Annotated in this window: 20 protein-coding genes; 10 read left to right on the top strand and 10 right to left on the bottom strand. The window is 56.2% G+C overall.

Annotation, left to right across the window (positions count from 1 at the left end):
• Positions 1–70 precede the first annotated feature (70 nt).
• Positions 71–607 carry a GNAT family N-acetyltransferase gene (locus tag ACX5K5_RS04010; protein ID WP_096256686.1) on the bottom strand — a complete coding sequence of 179 codons (537 nt, stop codon included), beginning with the start codon at positions 605–607 and terminating at the stop codon, positions 71–73.
• A gap of 480 nt (positions 608–1087) precedes the next feature.
• Between ACX5K5_RS04010 and ACX5K5_RS04005 the strand changes: the two genes are divergently transcribed.
• Both ACX5K5_RS04005 and ACX5K5_RS04000 read left to right on the top strand, forming a co-directional pair.
• Entirely contained in the window at positions 1088–1903 is an 816-nt protein-coding gene (locus tag ACX5K5_RS04005) for a glucosamine-6-phosphate deaminase (RefSeq protein WP_229677031.1), read from the top strand.
• A gap of 142 nt (positions 1904–2045) precedes the next feature.
• On the top strand, positions 2046–2396 hold the full coding sequence (locus tag ACX5K5_RS04000) for an SRPBCC family protein (protein ID WP_308422401.1): 351 nt from the start codon (positions 2046–2048) through the stop codon (positions 2394–2396).
• On the opposite strand, the gene ACX5K5_RS03995 is transcribed toward ACX5K5_RS04000, so the two are convergent.
• Positions 2393–2980: a hypothetical protein gene (locus tag ACX5K5_RS03995; RefSeq protein WP_096256684.1), complete on the bottom strand. Its 588-nt coding sequence runs from the start codon at positions 2978–2980 to the stop codon at positions 2393–2395. The genes ACX5K5_RS04000 and ACX5K5_RS03995 overlap by 4 nt on opposite strands.
• Before the next feature lie 284 nt (positions 2981–3264).
• Here ACX5K5_RS03995 and ACX5K5_RS03990 point away from each other — a divergent pair, with 284 nt between their 5' ends.
• Positions 3265–3792, top strand: a complete 528-nt coding sequence (locus ACX5K5_RS03990; RefSeq protein WP_141392960.1) for a hypothetical protein — start codon at positions 3265–3267, stop codon at positions 3790–3792.
• Positions 3793–3864: 72 nt separating this feature from the next.
• Here the strand turns inward: ACX5K5_RS03990 and ACX5K5_RS03985 are convergent, their stop codons facing one another.
• The 7 genes from ACX5K5_RS03985 to ACX5K5_RS03955 all read right to left on the bottom strand — a co-directional run bounded on the left by ACX5K5_RS03985 (position 3865) and on the right by ACX5K5_RS03955 (position 11541).
• The gene (locus tag ACX5K5_RS03985) at positions 3865–4668 is read right to left on the bottom strand and encodes an inositol monophosphatase family protein (protein WP_188684466.1); all 804 of its coding nucleotides are present in this window, start codon (positions 4666–4668) and stop codon (positions 3865–3867) included.
• Complete coding sequence (ligA, locus tag ACX5K5_RS03980) at positions 4669–6909, bottom strand: NAD-dependent DNA ligase LigA (protein ID WP_459175421.1); 2241 nt, start codon at positions 6907–6909, stop codon at positions 4669–4671.
• A 91-nt stretch (positions 6910–7000) separates the two neighbouring features.
• Entirely contained in the window at positions 7001–7930 is a 930-nt protein-coding gene (locus ACX5K5_RS03975; protein ID WP_096256680.1) for a PP2C family protein-serine/threonine phosphatase, read from the bottom strand.
• Positions 7931–9142, bottom strand: coding sequence for an adenylate/guanylate cyclase domain-containing protein (locus ACX5K5_RS03970; protein WP_096256679.1), 1212 nt, complete (start codon positions 9140–9142; stop codon positions 7931–7933). It abuts the gene before it with no gap.
• Positions 9139–9690, bottom strand: coding sequence for a hypothetical protein (locus ACX5K5_RS03965; RefSeq protein ID WP_096256678.1), 552 nt, complete (start codon positions 9688–9690; stop codon positions 9139–9141). Before ACX5K5_RS03965 ends, ACX5K5_RS03970 begins: the two co-directional genes overlap by 4 nt.
• 86 nt (positions 9691–9776) lie before the next feature.
• The gene (locus tag ACX5K5_RS03960; RefSeq protein WP_096256677.1) at positions 9777–10643 is read right to left on the bottom strand and encodes a biotin--[acetyl-CoA-carboxylase] ligase; all 867 of its coding nucleotides are present in this window, start codon (positions 10641–10643) and stop codon (positions 9777–9779) included.
• Between the two features lie 40 nt (positions 10644–10683).
• A complete protein-coding gene (locus ACX5K5_RS03955; protein ID WP_096256676.1) occupies positions 10684–11541 on the bottom strand; it encodes an SDR family oxidoreductase in 858 nt (285 codons plus the stop codon).
• A 194-nt stretch (positions 11542–11735) separates the two neighbouring features.
• Between ACX5K5_RS03955 and ACX5K5_RS03950 the strand changes: the two genes are divergently transcribed.
• From ACX5K5_RS03950 to ACX5K5_RS03940, 3 genes are all read left to right on the top strand, one after another.
• Positions 11736–13346 (top strand): acyl-CoA carboxylase subunit beta, encoded by a 1611-nt coding sequence (locus tag ACX5K5_RS03950; protein ID WP_096256675.1) that lies wholly within the window; start codon positions 11736–11738, stop codon positions 13344–13346.
• A gap of 43 nt (positions 13347–13389) precedes the next feature.
• Positions 13390–13608 (top strand): acyl-CoA carboxylase subunit epsilon, encoded by a 219-nt coding sequence (locus ACX5K5_RS03945; protein WP_096256674.1) that lies wholly within the window; start codon positions 13390–13392, stop codon positions 13606–13608.
• A gap of 132 nt (positions 13609–13740) precedes the next feature.
• Positions 13741–15408 carry a DUF885 domain-containing protein gene (locus ACX5K5_RS03940; RefSeq protein ID WP_459175060.1) on the top strand — a complete coding sequence of 556 codons (1668 nt, stop codon included), beginning with the start codon at positions 13741–13743 and terminating at the stop codon, positions 15406–15408.
• 71 nt (positions 15409–15479) lie between these two features.
• Here the strand turns inward: ACX5K5_RS03940 and ACX5K5_RS03935 are convergent, their stop codons facing one another.
• Positions 15480–15869, bottom strand: a complete 390-nt coding sequence (locus tag ACX5K5_RS03935; RefSeq protein WP_188684456.1) for a VOC family protein — start codon at positions 15867–15869, stop codon at positions 15480–15482.
• A 335-nt stretch (positions 15870–16204) separates the two neighbouring features.
• Here ACX5K5_RS03935 and ACX5K5_RS03930 point away from each other — a divergent pair, with 335 nt between their 5' ends.
• The 4 genes from ACX5K5_RS03930 (at position 16205) to ACX5K5_RS03915 (ending at position 22455) form a co-directional block, all read left to right on the top strand.
• Positions 16205–17548, top strand: a complete 1344-nt coding sequence (locus tag ACX5K5_RS03930; protein ID WP_459175059.1) for a dicarboxylate/amino acid:cation symporter — start codon at positions 16205–16207, stop codon at positions 17546–17548.
• A 156-nt stretch (positions 17549–17704) separates the two neighbouring features.
• Positions 17705–18376, top strand: coding sequence for a TetR family transcriptional regulator (locus ACX5K5_RS03925; RefSeq protein WP_188684452.1), 672 nt, complete (start codon positions 17705–17707; stop codon positions 18374–18376).
• A gap of 3 nt (positions 18377–18379) precedes the next feature.
• The gene (locus ACX5K5_RS03920; RefSeq protein WP_459175058.1) at positions 18380–21820 is read left to right on the top strand and encodes an MMPL family transporter; all 3441 of its coding nucleotides are present in this window, start codon (positions 18380–18382) and stop codon (positions 21818–21820) included.
• Positions 21817–22455 (top strand): Maf family protein, encoded by a 639-nt coding sequence (locus ACX5K5_RS03915; protein WP_188684448.1) that lies wholly within the window; start codon positions 21817–21819, stop codon positions 22453–22455. Before ACX5K5_RS03920 ends, ACX5K5_RS03915 begins: the two co-directional genes overlap by 4 nt.
• Positions 22456–22489 lie beyond the last annotated feature (34 nt).

Here is a 22489-nt window from a genome sequence, read left to right as displayed (position 1 = left end):
CGTCAGTCTATGCACTTCGAACTGCAGCACGCTAGAACGGCTCGCCACATGTCAGCGTTCGATATGCGGCTTAGTCAGCTAAGTTCAGCGAATACACCACAAGGCGGATATCGGTATTTGGCACTACCCAATCACGTTCGGCTCGGTGGATAAATCCCAGTGACTCGTAAAGACTTCGTGCTGCTAACCAACGTTCACCGGTGGTTAGCGAGACAGTATGTACATCGGCAAGTTGGCGGGCAAAGTTAATCGCAGCCACCACCATCGCTTTGCCAGCACCGGTGCGTTGTACGCCCGGATCAACGCTGAGCATACGGATTTCTAGCTCGCCTTCAAGCGCAATGTCAGCATATTCATTACCGGCTTGAATGAGGGTCATTGAGGCAACAAGATGACCATCCTTGCGCGCTACCAAAATGTCGCAGTATTTATCCCTTCGTGCAACCTGGCGAACAAACTTTAGGTATTCGTGCTGCGGATCAGCAAAGTGCCCGGCCTGCACGTACGCATCAACCGTTAGCTGGCCAATTCGTTCATAGTCGGCCACGGTAGCGGCTTCGATCAGTAATGGGCTACTGGTAACTTTGGCATCGTCAATTTCAGACATAGTTCTACTATTTTGTCACCATTTCTGAATCTTCAGAGCCCTTTGTGCGGGTTCTGTCGCCACTTCGAATTCTGTTTAGTGAAGTCTTTCCGCGTGAATTCACGGATGAGCGACCCGGTGCCGAAGGCATGAAGAAGTTGTGATGGTTTGACATGAAATAAAAGACAGCGTTGCTGTGCTGTCTGCCAGCAACCAGTAAACTAGTAAGCATTGCCCTCGGGCATATGGTCTTTCTCTTTGATCACAATGTTGTGCTCGCCTACACCACGTCAATGGCTGAGGAAGTAACTTTCCTTCTAATCACCCCTAATCGGATTGATTTTTAGCTGTCTTCGGTGCGGTGAGAAGTTTTAGAGAAGTACAGACACAACCCAATAATTTCAATTTGTAAGGGACAACATTTTGGTTCAGATCCAAAGATTTGCGCTGCGGCGCGTAGCCTGCCCTCACTAATTTTATTTTTCACTATCAGATCGGAGAGTGAACGACTTGCGCGTTCTCATTGGTTCATCCGCGGAACATGTTGCTCGCATTGCAGCAGATAACGTCCTTGCTGGGTTAGCACACCACGGGCATGGAAAAAATCCCGTACTCGGTGTCGCTACGGGCTCATCCCCCTTGGGCCTATATCGCGAGTTACGTGTGGCGGTTGCCGAAGGACGAGCAGATTTCTCCAACGCGCAAGGCTTCGCCTTGGACGAATACATCGGCATCCCCGATACCCATGAGCTCTCCTACCGTCAGACTCTGATCACCGAAGTGTGCAACACTTTTGGCTTGCCCGTCAGCGGTCTACACACTCCTCGCGGAATGGCAGATTCTGTCGAGGAAATCGAAGCCGCAGCACATGCGTATGACCAGGCTATCAAGGCTTCCGGTGGCGTACAGGTCCAGATTCTTGGCATTGGTAGCAACGGCCACGTGGGGTTTAACGAACCGGGAAGCGCTTTACGAAGCCGTACCCGTATCAAGCGTTTAGCCGCGCAAACCCGTATCGACAATGCACGCTTTTTCGACGGCATCGAACACGTTCCTACCCATTGCGTGACCCAAGGTCTGGGTACTGTTTTGGAAGCTGGACGTCTAGTCCTCGTGGCTACGGGAGAAGCTAAAGCAGAAGCCGTGGCGCTAGCCGTCGAAGGGCCACTGTCCGCGTCGTGCCCGGGGTCGGTTCTGCAACTTCACCAAGACGCTGTGGTTGTTCTCGACGAAGCCGCCGCGGCCGGTCTTAAGAAACGTGCCTACTACGATGATGCGGCGGAAGGAATCAGCTTAGAGAACCTGCGGGTCCACTAGGCCTATTCAATACGGTCATTGGCCTACCGGGAGTGCAAGACTAAGAACTATGGCAGTCTATTTCGAATGCGTCACCCAAACTCAGATGAGTCGAACCGAACTTTTTGACCGTTCACGGAGCATCGACGCGCACCTAGGTTCAATGTCTCAGACAAAGGAACAAGCTGTCGCTGGAGTGCAAAGTGGCTTAATCTCATTCGGTGAGCAGGTCACGTGGAAGGCCCGACATTTTGGGATACCGTTTCGGCTCACCACGAAAATCACGGCTATGGATCCAGCTCGCATGTTCATTGATGAACAGTTGCGTGGACCGTTTAAGTCATTCCATCATGTCCATGAATTCTTTGACGTAGACGGCAAGACAATGATGATTGATCGGGTCAGTTTTGCGGCCCCTTTCGGCCCCCTTGGGTGGGTGGCCGAAAGGTTAGTTTTAGGCTGGTACATGCCTCAGCTGATCAGGCAGCGAAATAAATTTCTTTTGGAAAATTAAGGCTCAAACAACAGAGTATCTAGATGATCAAGGACGCTCGGTGCTGACTCGTCCTCGTCGGCAGTAACTGTGAACGAGTGAGAGTATGCGGCGCAGGAGTCTAAGTCCCCACACTCGTCATATGGACTACCTGAAATTAGCAATATGGCTGCCCCTTGGGGGAACTCCACAGGGATCGGGACTTCGTCGCTGAAAGAACCATCGGTATTCACACGAATTTCTCGCGCCTTGATTGGATCTTTTTCGGAGTACTCCGAAATTAGCTGGAGTGTATATTCCTTGCCCTCTGCGTAACCCAGATCGCACTTGGCAGCGGGCGCTGCGACGGTAATCGTCGCTCCTGGCCGGGCCGTCGTTTCAGAAAGAGACATGGCTTCAGGTAAACACTGATCTTGGGCCTTGGAACAACCTGTAGCTAAAAGTAGAGGCACCATCAGCGTGATAGCACCTGCTAAAGCATAAATTCTCTTCGGACTGCTCTTCAAGATTTTTACCTTTCCAGCGCCTGCCACTCCGTCTGAATGTCCATGACGCAGAATCTCGGAACGGTCGCAGGCAATAGACACTTTACTTTCGAGGATCACGACTGTGACCTGATAACTCTTTTATTCAATCCTACGCATAAAAAGAATTGATAGCTAGGATTCAGCCGTGACAGGAAGTAATTATTTTCCTCGCGTGTCCCAACGGCGCGGTTTCTTAGACGCTACTTATAGGCTTAAGGTCGCCCGCATTTAGACTCGCAGGGCAGAGCCAACAGAGCCAACAAGCAAGGGACCGTCTCATTACCGCTCAAAATCAGCGACTCGATTCCCGTAATGACCGTATCGGAAAAATTGCGCTTTTCCTCTCGCATATTTTCACCCCAGTGATCTTAGCCAGCTTGCTGTTGCTTTCTACGCCCTTGCGGCACAGCGAAGTCTCCTGGGTTGAAGTATGCGTTGCCACAGCTTTCACCATGGTTCTTCCGTGGCTGTATCTGCTGTGGTCCACCTACCGCGGAACAGTGACCGATTTACACGTCACCAGGCGCGGCCAACGCCATAAAATATTCGCCCTCACCGCGGTATCGATTGGGCTCGGACTCCTATTGCTTAGCCTGATGGGCGCGAGCCAGCGGATATTTGTTGAAGTACTCTCCATCTTGGCCGGGCTGCTAATGGTGGCAGTGATTAACCTGTGGTGGAAGGTCTCTGTGCACATGGCGGTCGGCTGCTACGTGGCGCTACAACTTTGTACGAGTTTGGCATTGGTCCCACCCGTCCTGGCGTTTATCGCGGTGCTCTCGTGGTCCCGCATTCGTAGCCAACAACATACCCCCTCGCAGGTCTGCGGCGGCGTCATTGTTGGCATAGCCGTGAGCTACCTTAGCGGTTGGATAGCAATGCTCAGCTAACCGCTCCAAAAACACTTCTGGCTCGTACCGCTACCTTTAGAAGGGGCGCAGGTACGAGCCAGAAATGTTTAACTACACTTTAGGGCTAACCAGTTTGCTGGTATCAACCAGTCCGGCATATTGCCAACCGGGGTATCCCACCGGTCGTCCCACCGGGGTGCCAGTTTCTTCAGCGATCAAGGCACCGGCAGCCCAATCGTATTCTTGAGTTCCAAATTCCGCGTAGGCGTCCAAAGACCCCTCGGCGACCAAACACAAGTCCAAGGCTGCCGAACCAATCCGGCGAATATTGACAAAATCTGGCAGCAGTTCGGTCAGTACGCTTAGTTGGAACTCACGGCGTTCTGCGTCGTAGCCAAAGCCGGTACCCAACAATTTGGCATCCGACTCGACCGGGCCGGTGAGCTGGGTGATCTTCTTGGTACGTAGATCATGCTTCCAAGCTCCCTGCCCCCGTCCGGCGAAGTATTCGACCTGCAGCGCGGGCGCAACGATAGCTGCTGCCACCCATAAGTCGGTACCATCATCTTGTCTCTGGCATACGCCTACCGAGGAGCAGTAATACGCGATGTTGCGCACGAAGTTTGTCGTGCCATCCAGTGGGTCAATACTCCAGCGGTAGCCGCTGGGATTAGCCGGCTTCTGACTGGGGAATTCTTCACCTGTCAGTTCGTCGTTAGGACGTGCGGTGAAAATCGTGGCACGGATGGCTTCTTCCGCCGCGCGGTCAAAATCGGTAACCCAGTCCCCCGCAGCCGACTTTTCATCCGTATTAAACTTTTCCTCATCACGGCCGGAAAGTACCTGGGCACCGGCAGCAGCAGCACGACGTGCCAAAAGTACCAGTGGGTCATGCGCTATCTTTTTGTTCTCCACTTAGGCTCCTTCACTTGCCTTTATTGCGACCTCGCGCGCAGCATCCGGTCCTTGTTCAATCAACACCACAAAGCCAGCCTCATCCAGTACAGGCACGCCTAGGGACTGCGCCTTATCAAGCTTTGACCCGGCGGCCTCGCCGGCCACCAGAAAATCTGTCTTCTTGGAAACGCTCCCGGTGGCTTTTCCACCGCGAATAATGATTGCTTCTTTAGCGGTGTCCCGGGAGAAGTTCTCCAACGTACCGGTGACCACAATGGCCAATGAATCTAGATGCTTGATGACATTTTCGTCTTGCTCATCTTCCATCTTCACCCCGGCGGCTTGCCACTGGGTGACGATGTCACGATGCCAATCAACCTTGAACCAGTCGACCAAGGCTTCGGCAATAATTGAGCCCACCGAATCGATCTGACTCAGCTCATCCACTGCCGTCGGTGATTTCAAGGCTTCCAGGATAGCGTCCATAGACCCGTAGCGGGTTGCAATGGCGCGTGAAGCGTTGGGTCCAACATGACGAATCGACAGGGCGACCAAGACGCGCCAGAGTGGATTGCTCTTAGCCTTTTCCAGTTCTTCGAAGAGCTTTAATGTGCTCTTGGTAGGTGCCGACGGCTTTTTCGCCGTGGCCTTGGTGTAGAAGTATGGAACCAGCTCGAATTTTCCGGTGCCTTCACCCTTGGAGCGTTTTTCGCGCCAGACTTTCACCTCGGCAAGCTGCTCAAGCTTTTCTTTCAGATCAAAAAGTTCGGCTTCGTTGTGGAGCGGACCTGCGCCAGCCGGCAAAATCAATCCGCCCTGAGTGGCGGGGTCTTCACCCGGCCCACTGGTCAACGCCGCGGCAGCCTCGTAGCCCAGCGCCTCGATGTCCAATGCGCTGCGCCCACCGAGGTAGGCTACTCGTTCGGTGAGCTGTACCGAGCACGATTCAGCGTTGAGGCAACGAATATCTACGTCGCCTTCCTTAGCCGGCGCCAGTGGTTGACCACAAGACGGGCAAGAAGTAGGCATCACGAATTCACGCAGTTCCGTATTGCCCTCACGCAAGGCGAGCACTGGACCAACAATCTCTGGGATCACGTCTCCGGCTTTACGCAGGATCACGGTATCGCCGATCAACACGTTTTTAGCCTTAACAACTTCTTGGTTGTGCAAGGTGGCGCGCGCGACGGTGGAACCGGCCACGAGCACCGGCTCCATCACGCCGAAGGGAGTCACTCGTCCGGTGCGACCGACCTGCACCTGGATATCGAGTAGTTTGGTGTGTACTTCTTCCGGCGGATATTTGTAGGCCACCGCCCAGCGTGGCACACGCGAGGTGTAACCTAGCTGTTCTTGTGTGGCCAGGTCATCAACCTTGATGACAATTCCATCAATGTCGTGGATCAGCTCATGGCGTTTTTGACCATTCTCGGCGATAAAGTCGGTGACCTCGGAAAGTGAGGTGACTACCCGACCGTAAGGAGAAACTGGTAGACCCCAATCGCGCATCAGCTCATAGGCTTCGGACTGGTGCGTCATTGCAAAGTCTTTACTGCGACCAAGACCATGGACAAACATCCGCAGTGGGCGCTTTGCGGTCTGTGCCGGGTCCTTTTGGCGCAGCGAACCGGCGGCTGCGTTGCGGGGGTTCGCCAACGGCGCCTTGCCGTCTGCGATCAGCATCTCGTTGTAGGCGTTAAAATCATCGGTGCCGATGTAAACCTCACCGCGGACTTCAAATTCTTGCGGGTATCCATTGCCGCTCAGTTCTTGCGGGATATCGGCGATGGTCAGCGCGTTATGTGTCACGTCTTCACCGGTAGTGCCGTCGCCTCGGGTGACCGCACGCAACAGCTTTCCGTCACGATAGGTCAGGTTCAGCGCCAACCCATCGATTTTTACTTCGCACAACCACTTCATGGGCGATTCGGGATGAAGCTTTAATGCGTTGGCTTGGGCCCGTTCCAGCCACACGGTGAGCTCTTCGAGCGAAAAGACGTCCTCTAACGAGTACATTCGGCTGGCATGGGTTACCGGAGCAAAAGCGCTGCTGACCTCACCGCCGACTTCTAACGTGGGTGAGTCCTGGCCCATCAGAATCGGGTACTGGCTCTCCACAAGCTGCAGATCGTGGAACAGCTGGTCATACTCGGCGTCCGAGACCATCGGAGCGTCTTGCAGGTAGTAGGCCTCGCGATGTGCACGCACTTGTTCCACCAGCGTCGCATAGCGCTCGCGAACGCTATCCGGCGGGGTCATCGTGGAGTCTGTTGGTGTTACTGGATTTTCACTCACGTATCCAATTGTGCCCCAACCAAGCGACGCTTTGACTCTTGCGAGCACCGCGTGTTTAAGAGTCCGCGGCGGGTAACACGTCGATGACTACCACCGCGATATTATCCCGGCCTCCAGCTTCCAGCGCAGCCTGAGTCAAAACTTGAGAAGCCGCTTCTCGTTCCGGGTAGCCAACAAGAATTTCTTGAATTGCTTCTTCGGTCAATTCCCCGCTTAACCCGTCACTGCACAGCAGATAACGATCACCGATGCGCGGCTGCAATACGGTTAAATCCGGTTGGCTGTCGGCCCCGGCACCTAAGGCGCGGGTGATCAGGTTGCGGTGTGGGTGGCTACGTGCCTCGGCCTCGGTAATCTGACCGGCGTCCACCATTTCTTGCACTGCGGAGTGGTCCCGGGTAAGTTGACGCAGTTCCTTGCCCCGTAGACGATAACCGCGCGAATCACCGACGTTGACCAACAGCAAGCTGGTGTACTCGGCGCTACTTTGGGTTTCGGCACTGACCTTTTCGGTCCGTGCCCGATGTTCGGCCAGCATTTCGGGGGTAATCTTGCTGAGCACATCGGTGTTTTGGCTCATTTTAAAGCTACCGGTCCACGGTGGGATCACCATTGGCTGGCTCACCTGGTCACGGCCTGGCCCTGCACTACGGATCAAAGCCAGTGCGCAAAGCGTAGTGCCACCACGCGATTCCAGCACATCTCGGATGCGGTCATCGGCCAGTTGCACCTGTTTTTGAACTTGCTCAACGGTCGGTAACCGGCGCGCTATGGTTTTCAGGCTGAAGGTGTTCAGCTCTTCGAGGGTTTCTACTGCCAGTTGACTGGCTACCTCGCCCGCCTCATGTCCGCCCATCCCATCGGCCACCGCCTGGACCACGTCAGTGATCAGGATGCGGTCTTGATTGTCCTGGCGTTTGAGCCCGACATCTGTTTGACCGCAGACGGCCAGGCGGAAGCTTTCGAAGTTCTCTTCGGAATCCATTTAGTCCAGCACCAGCCTGCCACCCTCACCAGCGGAGAGCTCATAGGGTTGAATTTCACCAAAACCACGCACTGAGGTTATTTCTTGAGCAGTGAGGATAAAGCGTGCGTCTTGTTTCAGCGTGTTCGCGGTAACCGCGTCGGTTAGTACCATTCCGGGCTCCGCCAACGAGGTCAGTCGAGCTGCCAAGTTAACCGTGGGACCGTAAATATCTCCCAGCCGGGAGAGCAAACGTCCCCAGACCACCGCAACACGAGTGCGCGGCAACAGTTCGTCAGCTTCAAATTCACGCGAAAGCGCCAAGGAGATTTGGGCTCCCGCCTGCGGAGTTTCGGCCACGAATAAGACTTCGTCACCAATGGTTTTGACGAGTCGGCCGCCACCAACGGAAATGATTTCGGCGCTCTTAGATTCAAAGCGCTGCACCATTTGGGCGAGGGTGCGTTCGTTCATCCGACGCGACAAGGAGGTGTAAGAAACTAGGTCGGCAAAGCCGACCGCGCGGGCCAGCGGCAGTGGAGTTCCGTCGTCGTCACCCGAATCTTGGTTATAGGCCGCCACTCCGGCTTCGGCGCGTAGTGCAAGACGGTGAATTCCGGCGTTGAGCTGGCGACGCCAGGAGTAAACCAGCAAATCTTCCAACGGACCGATGAGATCAGGCAGACTTTCCAAGAGTTGCCGGCGTGCTTGTCGGTCGCTCATATTCTGGTTGGCGACCATATCCTCGACGATCGCCTCGACCTGCCAGACCACCATGCGGTCTGTCATTTGCCCTACCGAACGCATCAGCGAGATGGCGGTTTCGTCGGTGAGTTTTCCTTCGCGCACCAGGTCAACCATGGTCTTGAGGGCTTCGGTGTCTCGTCCACTGAAAAAGACTTCGTCGTCGCCGAGCTCCGGAAAGCCCATGGCGCGCCAAAGTTTGCGGGCCGAGAGTAGTGAAACACCGGCGTCGGCGGCTACCTCACGACGTTTAAACTCGCGTTGCCCGCCAATGAGACGGTGCTCCAAATCGGCCATGTGGTTTTTGACCGCGTCCGAGGCATGATGTGGAACCTGGAGCGGACTCTTCATGGCTTGGGCCAATTCGGCGATGGGGTCTAGCTCCGCCGGGTTCTCAGGATTAGGGGTGTGCTCGCGGGCTTCTTTGACTGCCTCAGAAGCCGCCTGCGGGGTGTCTGGACGTGATGGATTGGAGTTGTCGGTGCTCATTGTCCAATGCCCTCACTGTTCGATGTATCTACCGCGGCGTTTGTTCTCTGATGCTGGTGCACGTTGTTCATCGTCTCGATGGCTAAGGTGCGGAAATAGGATACTGCGGGCACATGCATGATACGCACATGTCCATGGCTTAATACAACGTCTAAGGTCCCGGGTTTCGTGCTTACCGCCTGTTGCTTGGTGTGCGCAATCAAATCACGCACGGAATAAAGACCAATAGATTCTAGGTCCGAGCGACCATAGGAAGTCCGGAATAAGATCCGCTCGGTGGTCAACACGATGCAGGTGCGTAACCAACGAACCCACGGTGTAACACACCAGATCAGCACAAGTATGAACCACAGTACGGCGGATAAAATCATCCAGAGCTCGGATTCGTTCGTGAGCCAATCAGAAAGGTCTTCACGGGAGAGATAACCGAGTAGAAACGCGCACCCAGCGGTGAGGAATAAAAAGACGGCAAAAGGCTGGCGTAACACTCGGGAATGTTCTCGGGTCTTGATGACCACGCGCTCCCTGTCATGTAACGGCACCTTCATCGTCGAGTTCCTCGCCCCTCCTACCGTAAGTTCTTCCGAACAGTCACCTCACCTAATACTAGTCCGCGTACTCTGCGCTTGGCTCGTTAAGCGTATTTACCGTCGGCGCGCCGCACATGGTGTACGTCGCCGGCCAGAATCCGGTGGCTTTGGCCCGTAGCGTCTTGCACGACAAGTGCGCCATCCTCAGCCAGTTGCACTGCCTTACCCAACAGAGTTGATCCATCGGGGAATTCCACACGTACTTCTTGGCCTAAGGTCGCCAGTCGTTCCGCCACCAGTTCGCGCAGTGAGTGGTTCCCAAAGGGCTCCATGGCCACGTCACTTTGCCCGCCTACCGCTCGGAATGCTGCGTCGAGGGCAACAAACTGACGCAGGTATTCGGCAAGCAATGCCGAGCGATCCACCCGGTGACCGCCGGCTAGGCGAAGCGAGGTCGCTGTTTCTACAGGTAACTCAGCTGGCTCTTGGTCTACGTTCATACCGGTGCCCACCACCACGGCAAAGCCTTGGGGAGTTTGCACCATTTGGGCCAAAATCCCGCAGATTTTCCGGTCACCTGCAAGTAAGTCATTGGGCCATTTGATCCGCGCATTAACCGGAACTAGCTCTTGGACTGCGTGAGACCAAGCCAGCGCCGCCAGCATCGTGTACCAGCTCAACGACTGAGGCTCCATCGCAGTGCCCGGTGAGGCCAAAATGCTCACGGTGATCGCAGACCCGGCCGGTGTCACCCATTCGCGCCCCAAACGCCCCTTGCCCTGTTGCTGGTGCTCGCTGAAGTACACGCTCAGGTGGCTAGCTAGTCCGTCGCTTGCAAGTTGGGCAAGTTCGGTGTTGGTGGAGCCAGAGCTGGTCACTACCTTGATGAAGCCCAGCCGCAGTTGCGCGGCCAGCTCTTCTAAGGGGGCTGAGTCCAGCGCTGCCCGTGCCGCCGAGGTTTCAGGGTTCATCCTTTAACCCTATGACATCTCTTCCGTGGGGAACCTGTTTTTAGAGGAAGATGTCCTCGATGAGTTCAGCCTGCGGATTTACCGCATACTTCTCCAGGTCGCTGATTCCGCACCTTTCGAGCACCTGCACGTCGGTGAAGAAATTCCCACTAACTCCTTGTGGCTCACTGGCAAGAATGCACACCGCGGCGTCCGCCACGATATCGGTGGTGCGAGCGGCTTGGATCATCTTCATCCCACCGGGCATAGCTCGAATGGCGGCGGTATCAATCAACGTTGCCGGCCACAGCGAATTCACCGCAATTCCCTCGTTTTTGAGTTCTTCGGCTAGTCCCAACGTGGTCAGTGACATTCCATATTTGGCCATGGTGTAGCCCAGGTGAAGTCCCGCCCAATGTGGATCTAGATTCAGCGGTGGTGAGAGGGTCAGAATATGCGCGTGTGAGGATTTACGCAGGTATGGCAACGCTGTTTTTGATAACAGGAACGTCCCCCGCACGTTGATGTCTTGCATCAGGTCGTAGCGCTTCATGTCCAGATCATCGGTTTTTGCCAGGTTGATAGCCGAAGCATTGTTGATGACGATGTCGATGCCGCCGAATTTTTCGACCGCCGCATCCACCGCGCGCTGTACGTCCGCGTCTTCACGCACGTCGCCGGCAACCGCCAAGCCGTGCCCGCCGGCCGCATTAATCTGCTCGACGGCCGTGTGAATGGTGCCTTCCAAGCTGGGGTGTGGCTTATCGGTTTTGGACAGCAAGACTACGTTGGCTCCGGCCTTAGCTGCGGCGAGCGCGATGGCCAGTCCGATGCCGCGGCTACCTCCGCTCATCAACACGGTGCGGCCCTTGAGCCGAGTTATTTCTGGGGCGATCTCACTACGCGATTCATTAGTCATGTGACCTAGGTTACGCGATGTTCCCGCGCTAAGCTACTCATGAGTAACTTATTCTGGTGTGCTTCATGTTCACACCACGGGCGTTTTGTGAGTTTCCTACAACAAAAACCGCAAATAACCCGGTTAGACTGACTTAGTTGGCATTTTTCTTGTGCCATTCCTACACATCAGCAGAACCCGAGGGAGCCGAAGGTATGACGCAGGGCCACACCGAGACGGACGAAGTGACCGATCTGTCCACCACCGCTGGCAAGCTTGCCGAATTCCGCCGCCGCCAGAACTTGGCGCAGGCACCTTCGGGCGAGGTAGCCATCGAAAAGCAGCACGCACGCGGCAAGCACACCGCCCGCGAACGCATTAACATGCTGATGGATGAAGATTCCTTCGTCGAATTTGATGCCCTGGCGACACACCGTTCCACTGCTTTCGGCATGGAGAAGAAGAAACCACTGGGTGACGGACTGGTCTCCGGTTATGGCACAGTAGACGGCCGATTGGTCGCCGTCTACTCACAAGATTTCACCGTATACGGTGGCTCACTTTCCCAGGTTAACGGCGAAAAAATCGTCAAGGTTCAGGAATTCGCCCTGCGCAATGGTTGCCCTATCGTAGGTATCCTCGACGGCGGCGGAGCACGCATCCAAGAGGGCGTCGCCTCGCTGGCGATGTTTGCCGACATCTTCCGCAATAACGTTCATGCCTCAGGTGTTGTGCCACAGATTTCTTTGATCATGGGTCCTAGCGCCGGAGGGGCCGCCTACTCCCCCGCGCTCACCGACTACGTCATCATGGTCGACAAGACCAGCCACATGTTCATCACCGGTCCAGATGTCATCAAGACGGTCACCGGCGAAGAGATCGACATGGAGTCCTTGGGTGGTGCACGCCAGCACAACGCCAACACCGGCACCTCCACGTACCTAGCCACCGATGAGGAAGACGCGGTGGAGTTCTGCAAGGAACTGCTGGACTTCCTCCCATCCTCAAACCTCGCCGACGGATTGACCGCGGAATTTGATGAAGATCTAGAAATCAATGAAGATGATCTCTCCCTAGATGCGCTGATCCCCGATTCGGCAAACCAGCCATATGACATGCGCAAGGTTATTGAATCCGTAGTTGACGACGAGCACTTCTTTGAGATGCAGTCACTCTACGCACCGAACGTGATGATTGGTTATGCGCGCGTCGAAGGCCGCACGGTAGGCATTGTGGCTAACCAGCCGATGCAGTTTGCTGGCACCTTGGATATCGCCGCCTCTGAGAAGGCCGCACGCTTCGTACGCAACTGCGACGCTTTTAACGTCCCACTGCTCACCTTCGTGGACGTGCCGGGCTTCCTGCCTGGCAAGGACCAAGAATTCCAGGGAATTATCCGCCGCGGAGCGAAGCTGCTCTATGCCTATGCAGAAGCCACCGTGCCCAAGCTAACCGTAATCACCCGCAAGGCTTACGGTGGCGCGTATATCGTGATGGGTTCCAAGAAGCTTGGAGCGGACCTGAACTTGGCATGGCCTACCGCGCAGATTGGCGTGATGGGCGCACAGGGTGCGGTCAACATTCTTTACCGTCGTGATCTGGCCGCAGTGGAAGCCGAGGGCGGAGACGTCGAGGCGCGCCGCAAGCAGATCATTGAAGATTATGAGGCAGAGCTTCTTAATCCTTATCAGGCTGCAGAGTTGGGCTACATTGACGCGGTCATTGCGCCGAGCGAGACCCGTCTACAGCTAGTCCGCGGATTGCGCGCACTGCGTGAAAAGCATGCCACCTTGCCTCCGAAGAAGCATGGCAATATCCCGCTGTAAAGCCGGATTCCGCAGCCAGCATCCACCTTTGAAGGAGTAGCCAGTGACCGAGCAAAGCACCGCACCTGCGGCCGCACAGATTCAGGTGACCAAGGGTAAACCCACCGCAGAAGAACTCGCGGCGGTAACCGCCCTACTCACCGCCATGGGGAGCGCCACGTCTGAGGAGATTGAAGTTCCTGCGGTGCCCGAGCGTATGACTCGACTTCGCAAACGTCGGGCGCTGTCTCCACGTTTGGGCTGGAGCCTAGGCCGACGCTAAGCGATTCGACCCGCAATTCCCCGGTGTTCTACCTTTGGGTAGATCACCGGGGAATTTCATTTTAAGAAGTAGCTTCCAGCAAAAAACCTAAAAGTCTTCAACAAATCTTTCATATCAATTACTGTTAGCTACATGACATCTCCCACAGCGCAGCGCATACCTTCGCGCATCGACGCCATTGCCGAAAACTTCTTTGCTAAGACCCTAGAGCTTGCCCCGGAATACGGCGTTTCTTTTGGGTTACCCGGATACGAAGCCGCTTACTCTGATTACTCCCCCAGGGGAACCGAAGCGCAGATTGAATTAATACGCGAAACCCTCGCCGCGCTGGAGACGACTACGCCCCAAGATGACATCGATGCGGTCACCCTCGATGCCATGCAAGAAAGGCTTGGATTAGATCTAGAGATTGCGCTTTCTGGTCGCACAGAATTAAACAACATTGCCTGCGCCGCGCAGGAAATCCGTTCGATCTTTGACCTCATGCCGCAAGAGCGCGTGGAGGACTTCGAATTTATCGGCATGCGCCTAGTTAACGTTCCACAAGCCATCGACGGATACATCGCATCGCTGCGAGATTCCGCTTCTAAGGGATTGGTCTCTGCCAAGCGTCAGGTCAATATCGTCATGGGTCAATGCGCAGACTACGCCAAGGACGGTGGATTCTTTGACAAGTTAGCTAGCGCAGGAGCTGCCTTAGATCCGTCCCTTTCTGTTTCATTGGACGCTGGAGCAAATCTCGCAAAAGATGCATACCGAAAGCTCGCGCAGGTACTCAACGATGAGTTGCTTTCCCAAGCACCAGAAGCCGATGCGGTGGGCCGCGAATACTATTCACTAATGTCGCGCCGCTTCCTGGGCTCCGCAGTAGATCTTGAAGAAACCTACGCGTGGGGCGTAGCCGAACTGGACGCGATCATCGCCGAACAGCAGCGCGTGGCTGAAAAGATCAAACCCACAGCCAGCATCGAAGAAGCCAAAAAGATCCTCAATGCCGACCCGAAACGCACCCTCGACGGTACCGATGCGCTTAAGTCATGGATGCAGGAAAAGGCCGATGCGGCCATCGTGGCACTACGCGACGTGCACTTCGAGATTCCCGCGCCAATGGACCGTATCGAATGCATGATTGCTCCAACCGAAGACGGCGGGATCTACTACACCGGCCCTTCCGAAGACTTTGAACGCCCCGGACGGATGTGGTGGTCGGTACCTCCTGGCGAGGACCAGTTCACCACCTGGGCCGAGCTGACCACCGTGTATCACGAAGGTGTTCCGGGTCATCATCTGCAAATCGCGACCGCACAGCTGCAGGCCGATACGCTTAACAGCTGGCGCCGACTACTGTGCTGGGTTTCCGGTCATGGCGAAGGTTGGGCACTATATTCCGAACGCTTGATGCACCAACTGGGCTACCTCGACGACCCGGGCGATTACATGGGCATGCTCGATGCGCAACGATTGCGTGCTGCTCGCGTGGTCTTCGACATCGGCGTACACCTTGGATTAGAAGTACCCTCCCAGTGGGGCACCGGAACGTGGAACGCGGACAAGGGCTACGAATTCCTCAAACAGAATCTGGATATCTCCGAGGGACAGCTGGACTTCGAATACAACCGCTACCTTGGTTGGCCGGGCCAAGCTCCGAGCTACAAGATTGGTCAGCGCCTCTGGGAACAGGCACGCGACCAGGTGGCCGCGCGTGAAGGTGAAAACTTTGAGCTCAAGGATTTCCACACCCGCGCGCTGAAGCTTGGGTCCGTAGGACTCGATACCCTCAACCGCGCGTTATTAGGCTAACCCTGCCCCGAGCGAATCAAATATGTTGGCTGTCAGATCTTCTGGCAGCCAACAGTTTTAACCACCCAACCTCACGGCGTATAGGTGGACAACTGGATCAAATTGCCACAGGTGTCATCAAATACCGCGGTACTCACCGGTCCCATCTGCGTTGGTTCTTGGGTAAATCTCACGCCCAAGGCTGACAATCGTTCGAATTCGCCCTGCAGATCCTGAACCGAGAATGAGGTCAGCGGAACACCATCGGCAAACAAGGCTTCTTGGAACGGACGCGCGGCCGGATGCGCCACCGGTTCCAACAAAATTTCGACCCCACCTTGATCCTCCGGTGAAACCAGGGTTAACCACTTATATTCACCCATGGGTACATCGTGCTTCTTCACAAAGCCGAGTAGCTCGGTGTAGAACTTCTCGGCCTTAGCCTGATCATCAACCAAGACACTGGTGATATAAACCTTCATCTAAACCCTCCATCTTGTTGCTCTTGCTCGTCATCGGCAGATCCGGTGCTTTCAGTTAATGCATATTTGGTACCCAAAAGCCATCAACTCGGTTAGTCCCCTGCGCGCTGCGCTTTCTGAGCGCAGCTTCAAAAAGAAAACTATGCATCGGTTTATTCCAAGATTTCTCTAGAATTCGGCTCATTCCAGTGACCCTTCACACAAAATGGCCACCCTTTCGTTGGAATAACCGCCGCGCGTCATGTTGCGTAACATTAACTGCAATGGTTCCGCTTTTCCCCCCTACCGTTTTACTCATGTCTAACTCCGCACCATCATCGAGACTGCCTCGTTGGATGACCAGCTTCGGTCCGCAGATTATCGCTGCGTTGATCGTTGGTCTGATCCTCGGCCTAGTCGCAAAGTACACCGGCAGCACCGCCGACGCACCCAATGCCCTGGGTGAAGCACTGCAGATTATAGGATCCAGCTACGTAGCCTTACTGCGCACCGCTGTCATTCCACTGATCTTCTTTGCCGTGGTCGCTTCCATCGCAAATCTGGCCCAGGTCACCAATGCCGCACGCCTCGCGTGGCAGACCCTGCTCTGGTTCGGCATCACCGCACTCATCTCGGTGACCATCGGCATGGGGTTGGGCGCGTTCATGCAGCCTGGCGCCAATACCGGCCAAAGTGCCCCGGCCGAATACGACGGCAAGACCGGGGACTGGCTCGGCTTCCTCACCGGGCTGATCCCAGCAAACTTCTTAGGCCTAGGTGCCAGCACCAAGATGACCGAGGGCGTTGCTACCACCTCGATCAGCTTTAACGTGTTGCAGATCTTGGTCATTGCGATCGCCGTGGGCATTGCAGCCCTGAAGGTCGGCAAACAGGCCGAACCATTCCTCGCATTCTCCGCCTCGATGCTTTCTATCATTCAGAAGGTGCTGTGGTGGATCATCCGCATTGCACCACTGGGCACCGTGGGTTTGATCGGTAACGCGGTAGCCAGCTACGGCTGGGACACCATTGGCGCACTGGGCAAGTTCACCGCAGCCATCTACATTGGCTTGGCCCTTGTACTCTTTGCGCTGTACCCGGTCCTGGTGCGCAGCCACGGACTGTCGATTAAGCAGTACTTCTCCGGGGTTTGGCCTGCGGTCCAGCTCGGCTTTGTGTCGCGCTCCTCGATCGGCACGCTGCCACTGACCCAGCGGGTCACCGAACGCAACCTTGGCGTACCTTCGGCTTACGCTTCCTTCGCAGTGCCATTGGGCGCCACCACCAAGATGGACGGCTGCGCCGCGATCTACCCGGCCATTGCCGCGACCTTCGTCGCTCAGTTCTTCGGCATTGATCTTGGCCTCACCGATTACCTGCTGATCGCCTTGGTTTCGGTATTGGGCTCGGCCGCTACCGCCGGAACCACCGGCGCCGTCGTGATGCTGACCTTGACCCTTTCAACCCTGGGTCTGCCATTGGCTGGCGTGGGTCTACTGCTCGCAGTTGATCCAATTGTCGATATGGGCCGTACCGCAGTGAACGTCGCCGGTCAGGCCTTAGTGCCAACCATCGTCGCCAAGCGCGAAGGCATCCTGAATATGGAGCTCTACAACGCACCGCGTAACGGCGATCCCTTCGCCGACGACTCCGTGGCGGCAACTGCTAGCCAGTCTGAAGCAAACTCGGTAACCAGCTAGTTCGTTCCCCGGTTTAGTTACCGGAGTACCCAAGCGGTCAGCATTCACCCATCGCGGTGCGTACTGGCCGCTTGTTTTTAATGCACAACCTAATTCGTGGCGCAGAACACGCATTTCATTTTGCACAGCGTGCAAGTTTGCACGTAGTGTAATTATGTGACTTCTCAAAGTACCGGCACACGCCGCGAACTCAATAAGCAGGCGACGCATCAAGCGATCGTCGACGCGGCGTTGCAGCTGCTACGCGAGGGCCACGGCACCGCCATGACTGCCACCCAAATCGCCGAAGCCGCCGGCATCTCCCGGCGCACGCTGTTTAATTACTTCCCCTCCGTGGATGCAATCCTCTCCTATCCGCTGCATGCGGTGCTCGAACATATGGTGGAGACGCTATCGCCACTGACCGAGCATCTTCCGCTCATGCAAGCGGTGGTGCGCGCACTTCAATCCGAGCGGGCCACCGAACTTTTAGGCCAGGTCGCCCAATTTGGGGCTTATCTTCGCCAGCAGGCCAGCGGCGGCTGCTACCCCCAAAATTTCATCGCCTGGCAAAGCGCCACCGGCGAGGTCATCGCAAAGGTAGTCTCGCGCTACCCCCAGGCAGATGCCTACTCAATCCGCGTGTTTACCCACGCGACCTTGGGCGCCGGGCAGGCAGCCTTCGACACCTGGATTGACCAGCTACCCGAGCCTGGTGCCTCGGGACTCCATATCTCCGATGAACTCATCGATTCCTTCCACCGGCTAATTACCCGCGCCATGGAAACGCTCGACGCGGGTTTTAACTCGCTGCTCTTAACTGCCTCAACCTCGCTTCAGGAAGACTAAGCCATGGCTACATACCTCTACCGCCTCGCCTCGTGGGCGCATAAAAACCGTCTACGCATGCTAGCCATGTGGATTGCTGCCTTCATCGCTATCGGCGTGTGCGCCTCCCTCTTCATGGGACAGCTATCTAATACCTTCACCCTGCCGGGCACCGAAACCCAGCGCACCATGGACCGGATGAAAAATGAGTTGCCTGATTTGGCCGGCGGCCAAGGCACCATCGTCTTCCGTGAAGGTTCCAACCGGGCGCTGAACGCAGATCAAAAGTCCGCGATTCAGGATTCCTTGGAGCAGCTGGCGTTGCACCCACAGGTTGTCGAGGCCATGAGTCCCTTCGAGCTGCAAAAGCAGCTTGATGATGCCAAACCGGAACTGGATAAGGCTCAGCAAAAACTGGTTGACGGACAGCAAGACCTTGACAAGGCTAAAGAGCAGATAGCCGACGGCAAGGTGCAGCTGGCCGATGGTAAAGAGCAGATCACTGAAGGGTGGTCCCAGCTCTTTGACGGCACCAAGGAAATCGAGGATGCCCAGCCACAGATTGACGCGGCAGAAAAGAAACTTGCCGCCGGGTGGAGTGAACTTCGCGCAGGCGAGGCCCAGCTGAAAAGCGGTCAGGCACAATTTGATGCGGGTGAAAAGAAATACCAGTCAGGTCTGGCAGAGTACAACGCTGGATACAAGAAGTACCAGTCAGGCAGCAGCCAGTTTGCTGCCGGAGAAAAACAACTTGATCAGGCCGATGCCAAGCTCGCCCAGGGCGAGAAGGAATACCAAAATGGTCTGAAACAGCTTCTAGATGGCAAGTCGCGTGGTGCCTTGGAAAAGGAACTTACCGCCGGCAAAAAGCAGGCCACCGAGGGCCTGGCGAAGGCTGAAGAGGGTCTTAAAACCATCGAGCCGCAAATCTCGGAATTGAACACCCAAATCACCGGTGTTCAGCAGCTGCTGAAGCAGGCCGAAGCCGAGGGTAACGACGCAGATATTGCTAAACACCAGGCCACCTTGCAAGACATGCAGGCGGGTCTTGACCAGCTCACCGCTGCGAAGACTAAGGCCACCGAAGGCAAGACGCAGGCCAACGCCGCGCTGAAACAGATTGCCCAAGCCCAGTCCGGGCTCAGGCAGTTAGATGGCGCCCGTAAGGAACTGGATGCCGGTGCTAAAAAGGCCACCGAGGGACGCAAGGAACTCGAAGCCAACCGTAGCCATCTAACTTCCGCAAAAAAGCAGCTTGATCAGGCAAAAGCCCAGCTTGCCTCGGGCAAAAAAGAACTTGATGCGAATAAGGCAAAACTTGCCCAAGCCCGGGTGCAGCTTGCTTCCGGTCGTGCAGAATTGAACTCCGGACAGGCACAGTTCGATAAACAAAAAGCCACGTTTGAAGCGGGCAAGGCCCAGCTGGTGACCGCAGAGAAGACACTGCGCGACTCTGAGATCACGCTCAAGGAAAAGACCAAGGAGCTGGAAGACGGAGAAAAAGAAATTGTCACCGGCGAAAAGGAGCTAGAACGCGGACGCGCAGAACTAGAGTTCGCCTCCCGTCAGGTCGGCGCCAGCGGAGACATGCGCTTCGTCTCCAAGGACGCCTCCACCGCCGTCTCCCAGGTCAGCTTCCGTATCCAAACCGACGCGTTGACCGCCTCTGACCGTGAAGCAATCACCGCGATTGCCGCAGGCCCACAGGCCACCGGGGTTGAAGTACTTTTCTCCAAGGAGATCCTGCAAGATATTTCCGAGGTCTTTGGTACCGCAGAAATCATCGGTGTGGTCATCGCCGCCGTGGTGCTGCTGGTCATGCTCGGCACGCTCATCGCGGCCGGGCTGCCACTGCTCTTGGCCCTTCTTGGCGTAGGCGCAGGTGTAGGCACCACGCTGGCCTTCTCTTCAATGTTCTCGATGGCCTCAATTACCCCGGCGCTGGCGTTGATGTTGGGCCTGGCCGTCGGTATTGACTACGCACTGTTCATTATTCACCGCCACCGTACCCAGCTGCTGTCCGGTATGGAGGTCGGCGAATCTATCGCCCGTGCGGTAGGCACCAGCGGCAACGCGGTAGTCTTCGCAGGCTTAACGGTCATTATTGCGCTGGCCGCGCTGGCCGTACCAGGCTTGCCATTCCTCACCGTACTGGGGCTGTCCGCGGCCTTCACCGTGCTCTGCTCGGTACTGCTGAACATCACCTTGCTGCCGGCCCTGCTCTCCTTTGCCGGTAACAAGCTGGTCTCCAAACGTGCCCGGAAGCACGCGAAAAAACCGGTGACCAAGGAACCGATCTCAGCACGCTGGGTGCGCATGGTTACCAAGATCGCGATTCCCGTCTCCCTATTAGTGATCGTAGTGCTCGGAGCTATTGCACTGCCGGTCTCACAGATGCGCACCGCCCTGCCCGATGGCAGCGCCGAAGCCGCCGATTCGCAAGCCTTCCAGGCCTACCAACAGACCAGTGACAAGTTTGGCGCCGGCTACAACGGCCCGCTGCTGGTACTCGCTGACCTGCCCGAAGGACTCTCCCAACGTCAGGCAGATACTAAGTCGCTAGACATCGCCGACATGCTGCGCGAATACCACGGCGTGGCGGCTGCCATCCCGGTCACCATGACCGATGACCGCTCACTATCGGCCATTCAGGTGATCCCGGAAGGTGGTCCGGCCTCCGCCGAGACCGAGGCACTGGTCCACGAATTGCGTGACAATGCCGGAAAGTTCACCGAGGCCACCGGAGCGAAGATCGCGGTCACCGGTCAGGTTGCTGCGCAGATTGATGTGTCGGAGAAGGTCACCAGTGCGTTGCCACCATATCTGGCCATCGTGGTAGGACTTTCACTGATCTTGCTGTTGCTGGTCTTCCGTTCGGTGGTGGTCCCACTGCTAGCCACCGGCGGCTTCCTGCTTTCCCTAGCCGCCGCCTTCGGCGCCAGCGTGATGGTTTACCAGTTCGGTTGGATGTCTTCGGCCTTCGACGTCAATGTCCCTGGCCCGCTGCTCAGCTTCCTGCCGATCTTGCTCACCGGTATCCTTTTTGGCCTGGCCATGGACTACCAGGTGTTTTTGGTTTCGGCGATGCGCGAGCATTACGCCCACGGTGTATCGGCTCGTGATGCGGTACGTTCTGGGTTCTCCATGGCGGCCCCGGTGGTCACCGCGGCGGCGCTGATCATGATTGCGGTCTTCGCCGGCTTCATCTTCTCGCACCTGTCGATGATCCGCCCGCTGGGCTTTGCACTGGCAACCGGAGTACTCTTTGACGCCTTTGTGGTCCGTATGACGCTGATCCCAGCGGTCATGCACCTGCTCGGCGACAAGGCTTGGTACCTTCCCAAGTGGCTGGATAAGATCCTTCCAGACGTTGACGTTGAAGGCGCTAAGCTCAACGCAATGCTTGAACGCAAGGCCGAAGAAAACGCAGCTCACAACCCCACCAAGGAGACCGCCAGCGTATGAGCACCACGATAAGCACGCCGCGATTGCTACTTGCCTCCGCCAGCGCCGGAAGGCAGAAGTTGCTCCGCGACGCCGGCTTGGCTTTCACCACGCAGGTCTCCAGGGTGGACGAAGATGCGGTGCTGAGCGCTGCCGAAGCGGAGCATGGGCCACAAAGCCCGTCGGCCACGGCGTTGCTGCTAGCCAAAGCGAAGGCAGAAAATGTCGCCGGGGACGCCCATCTTGAGGGCACTCTAGTGCTCGGTTGCGACTCGGTCTTCGAGCTTAATTCCCTGGCCTACGGCAAACCTCATACCGCACAGGTTGCCCGCGAACGCTGGCAACAACTGAGCGGCGCTACCGGGATCCTGCATTCGGGACATTGGCTGATCGATACTGCCAATCCGGAAGCTGCTACCGGAGAGATCTCCTCAACCACGGTGCACTTCGCCACCGTGAGCGACGCGGAAATCGAAGCCTACGTGGCCAGCGGAGAACCGTTGCCCTGCGCCGGTGCGTTTACCATCGACGGTTTGGCCTCGGCCTTTATCGAATCCATCGAAGGCAATTTCCAAAACGTGGTGGGTCTCGATATTTTTGTGCTTCGCAAATTGCTGACCCAGTCAGGTATCAGCATCACCGAGCTATGGAAATAGTCTCCATACATCGTGCTGAACGGCGCTTGGCGCG

The organism is Glutamicibacter bergerei, from assembly GCF_054495185.1.
This window is presented reverse-complemented; position numbering and strand designations above follow the sequence as displayed.

Coding starts and splice junctions, on each gene's coding strand:
- ACX5K5_RS03915 (WP_188684448.1), top strand. CDS start 21,817: ATGAGCACCACGATAAGCACGCCGCGATTGCTACTTGCCTCCGCCAGC.
- ACX5K5_RS04000 (WP_308422401.1), top strand. CDS start 2,046: ATGTCTCAGACAAAGGAACAAGCTGTCGCTGGAGTGCAAAGTGGCTTA.
- ACX5K5_RS04010 (WP_096256686.1), bottom strand. CDS start 607: ATGTCTGAAATTGACGATGCCAAAGTTACCAGTAGCCCATTACTGATC.
- ACX5K5_RS03970 (WP_096256679.1), bottom strand. CDS start 9,142: ATGAGCACCGACAACTCCAATCCATCACGTCCAGACACCCCGCAGGCG.
- ACX5K5_RS03965 (WP_096256678.1), bottom strand. CDS start 9,690: ATGAAGGTGCCGTTACATGACAGGGAGCGCGTGGTCATCAAGACCCGA.
- ACX5K5_RS03975 (WP_096256680.1), bottom strand. CDS start 7,930: ATGGATTCCGAAGAGAACTTCGAAAGCTTCCGCCTGGCCGTCTGCGGT.
- ACX5K5_RS03940 (WP_459175060.1), top strand. CDS start 13,741: ATGACATCTCCCACAGCGCAGCGCATACCTTCGCGCATCGACGCCATT.
- ACX5K5_RS03955 (WP_096256676.1), bottom strand. CDS start 11,541: ATGACTAATGAATCGCGTAGTGAGATCGCCCCAGAAATAACTCGGCTC.
- ligA (WP_459175421.1), bottom strand. CDS start 6,909: ATGACCCCGCCGGATAGCGTTCGCGAGCGCTATGCGACGCTGGTGGAA.
- ACX5K5_RS03935 (WP_188684456.1), bottom strand. CDS start 15,869: ATGAAGGTTTATATCACCAGTGTCTTGGTTGATGATCAGGCTAAGGCC.
- ACX5K5_RS03950 (WP_096256675.1), top strand. CDS start 11,736: ATGACGCAGGGCCACACCGAGACGGACGAAGTGACCGATCTGTCCACC.
- ACX5K5_RS03960 (WP_096256677.1), bottom strand. CDS start 10,643: ATGAACCCTGAAACCTCGGCGGCACGGGCAGCGCTGGACTCAGCCCCC.
- ACX5K5_RS03930 (WP_459175059.1), top strand. CDS start 16,205: ATGACCAGCTTCGGTCCGCAGATTATCGCTGCGTTGATCGTTGGTCTG.
- ACX5K5_RS03920 (WP_459175058.1), top strand. CDS start 18,380: ATGGCTACATACCTCTACCGCCTCGCCTCGTGGGCGCATAAAAACCGT.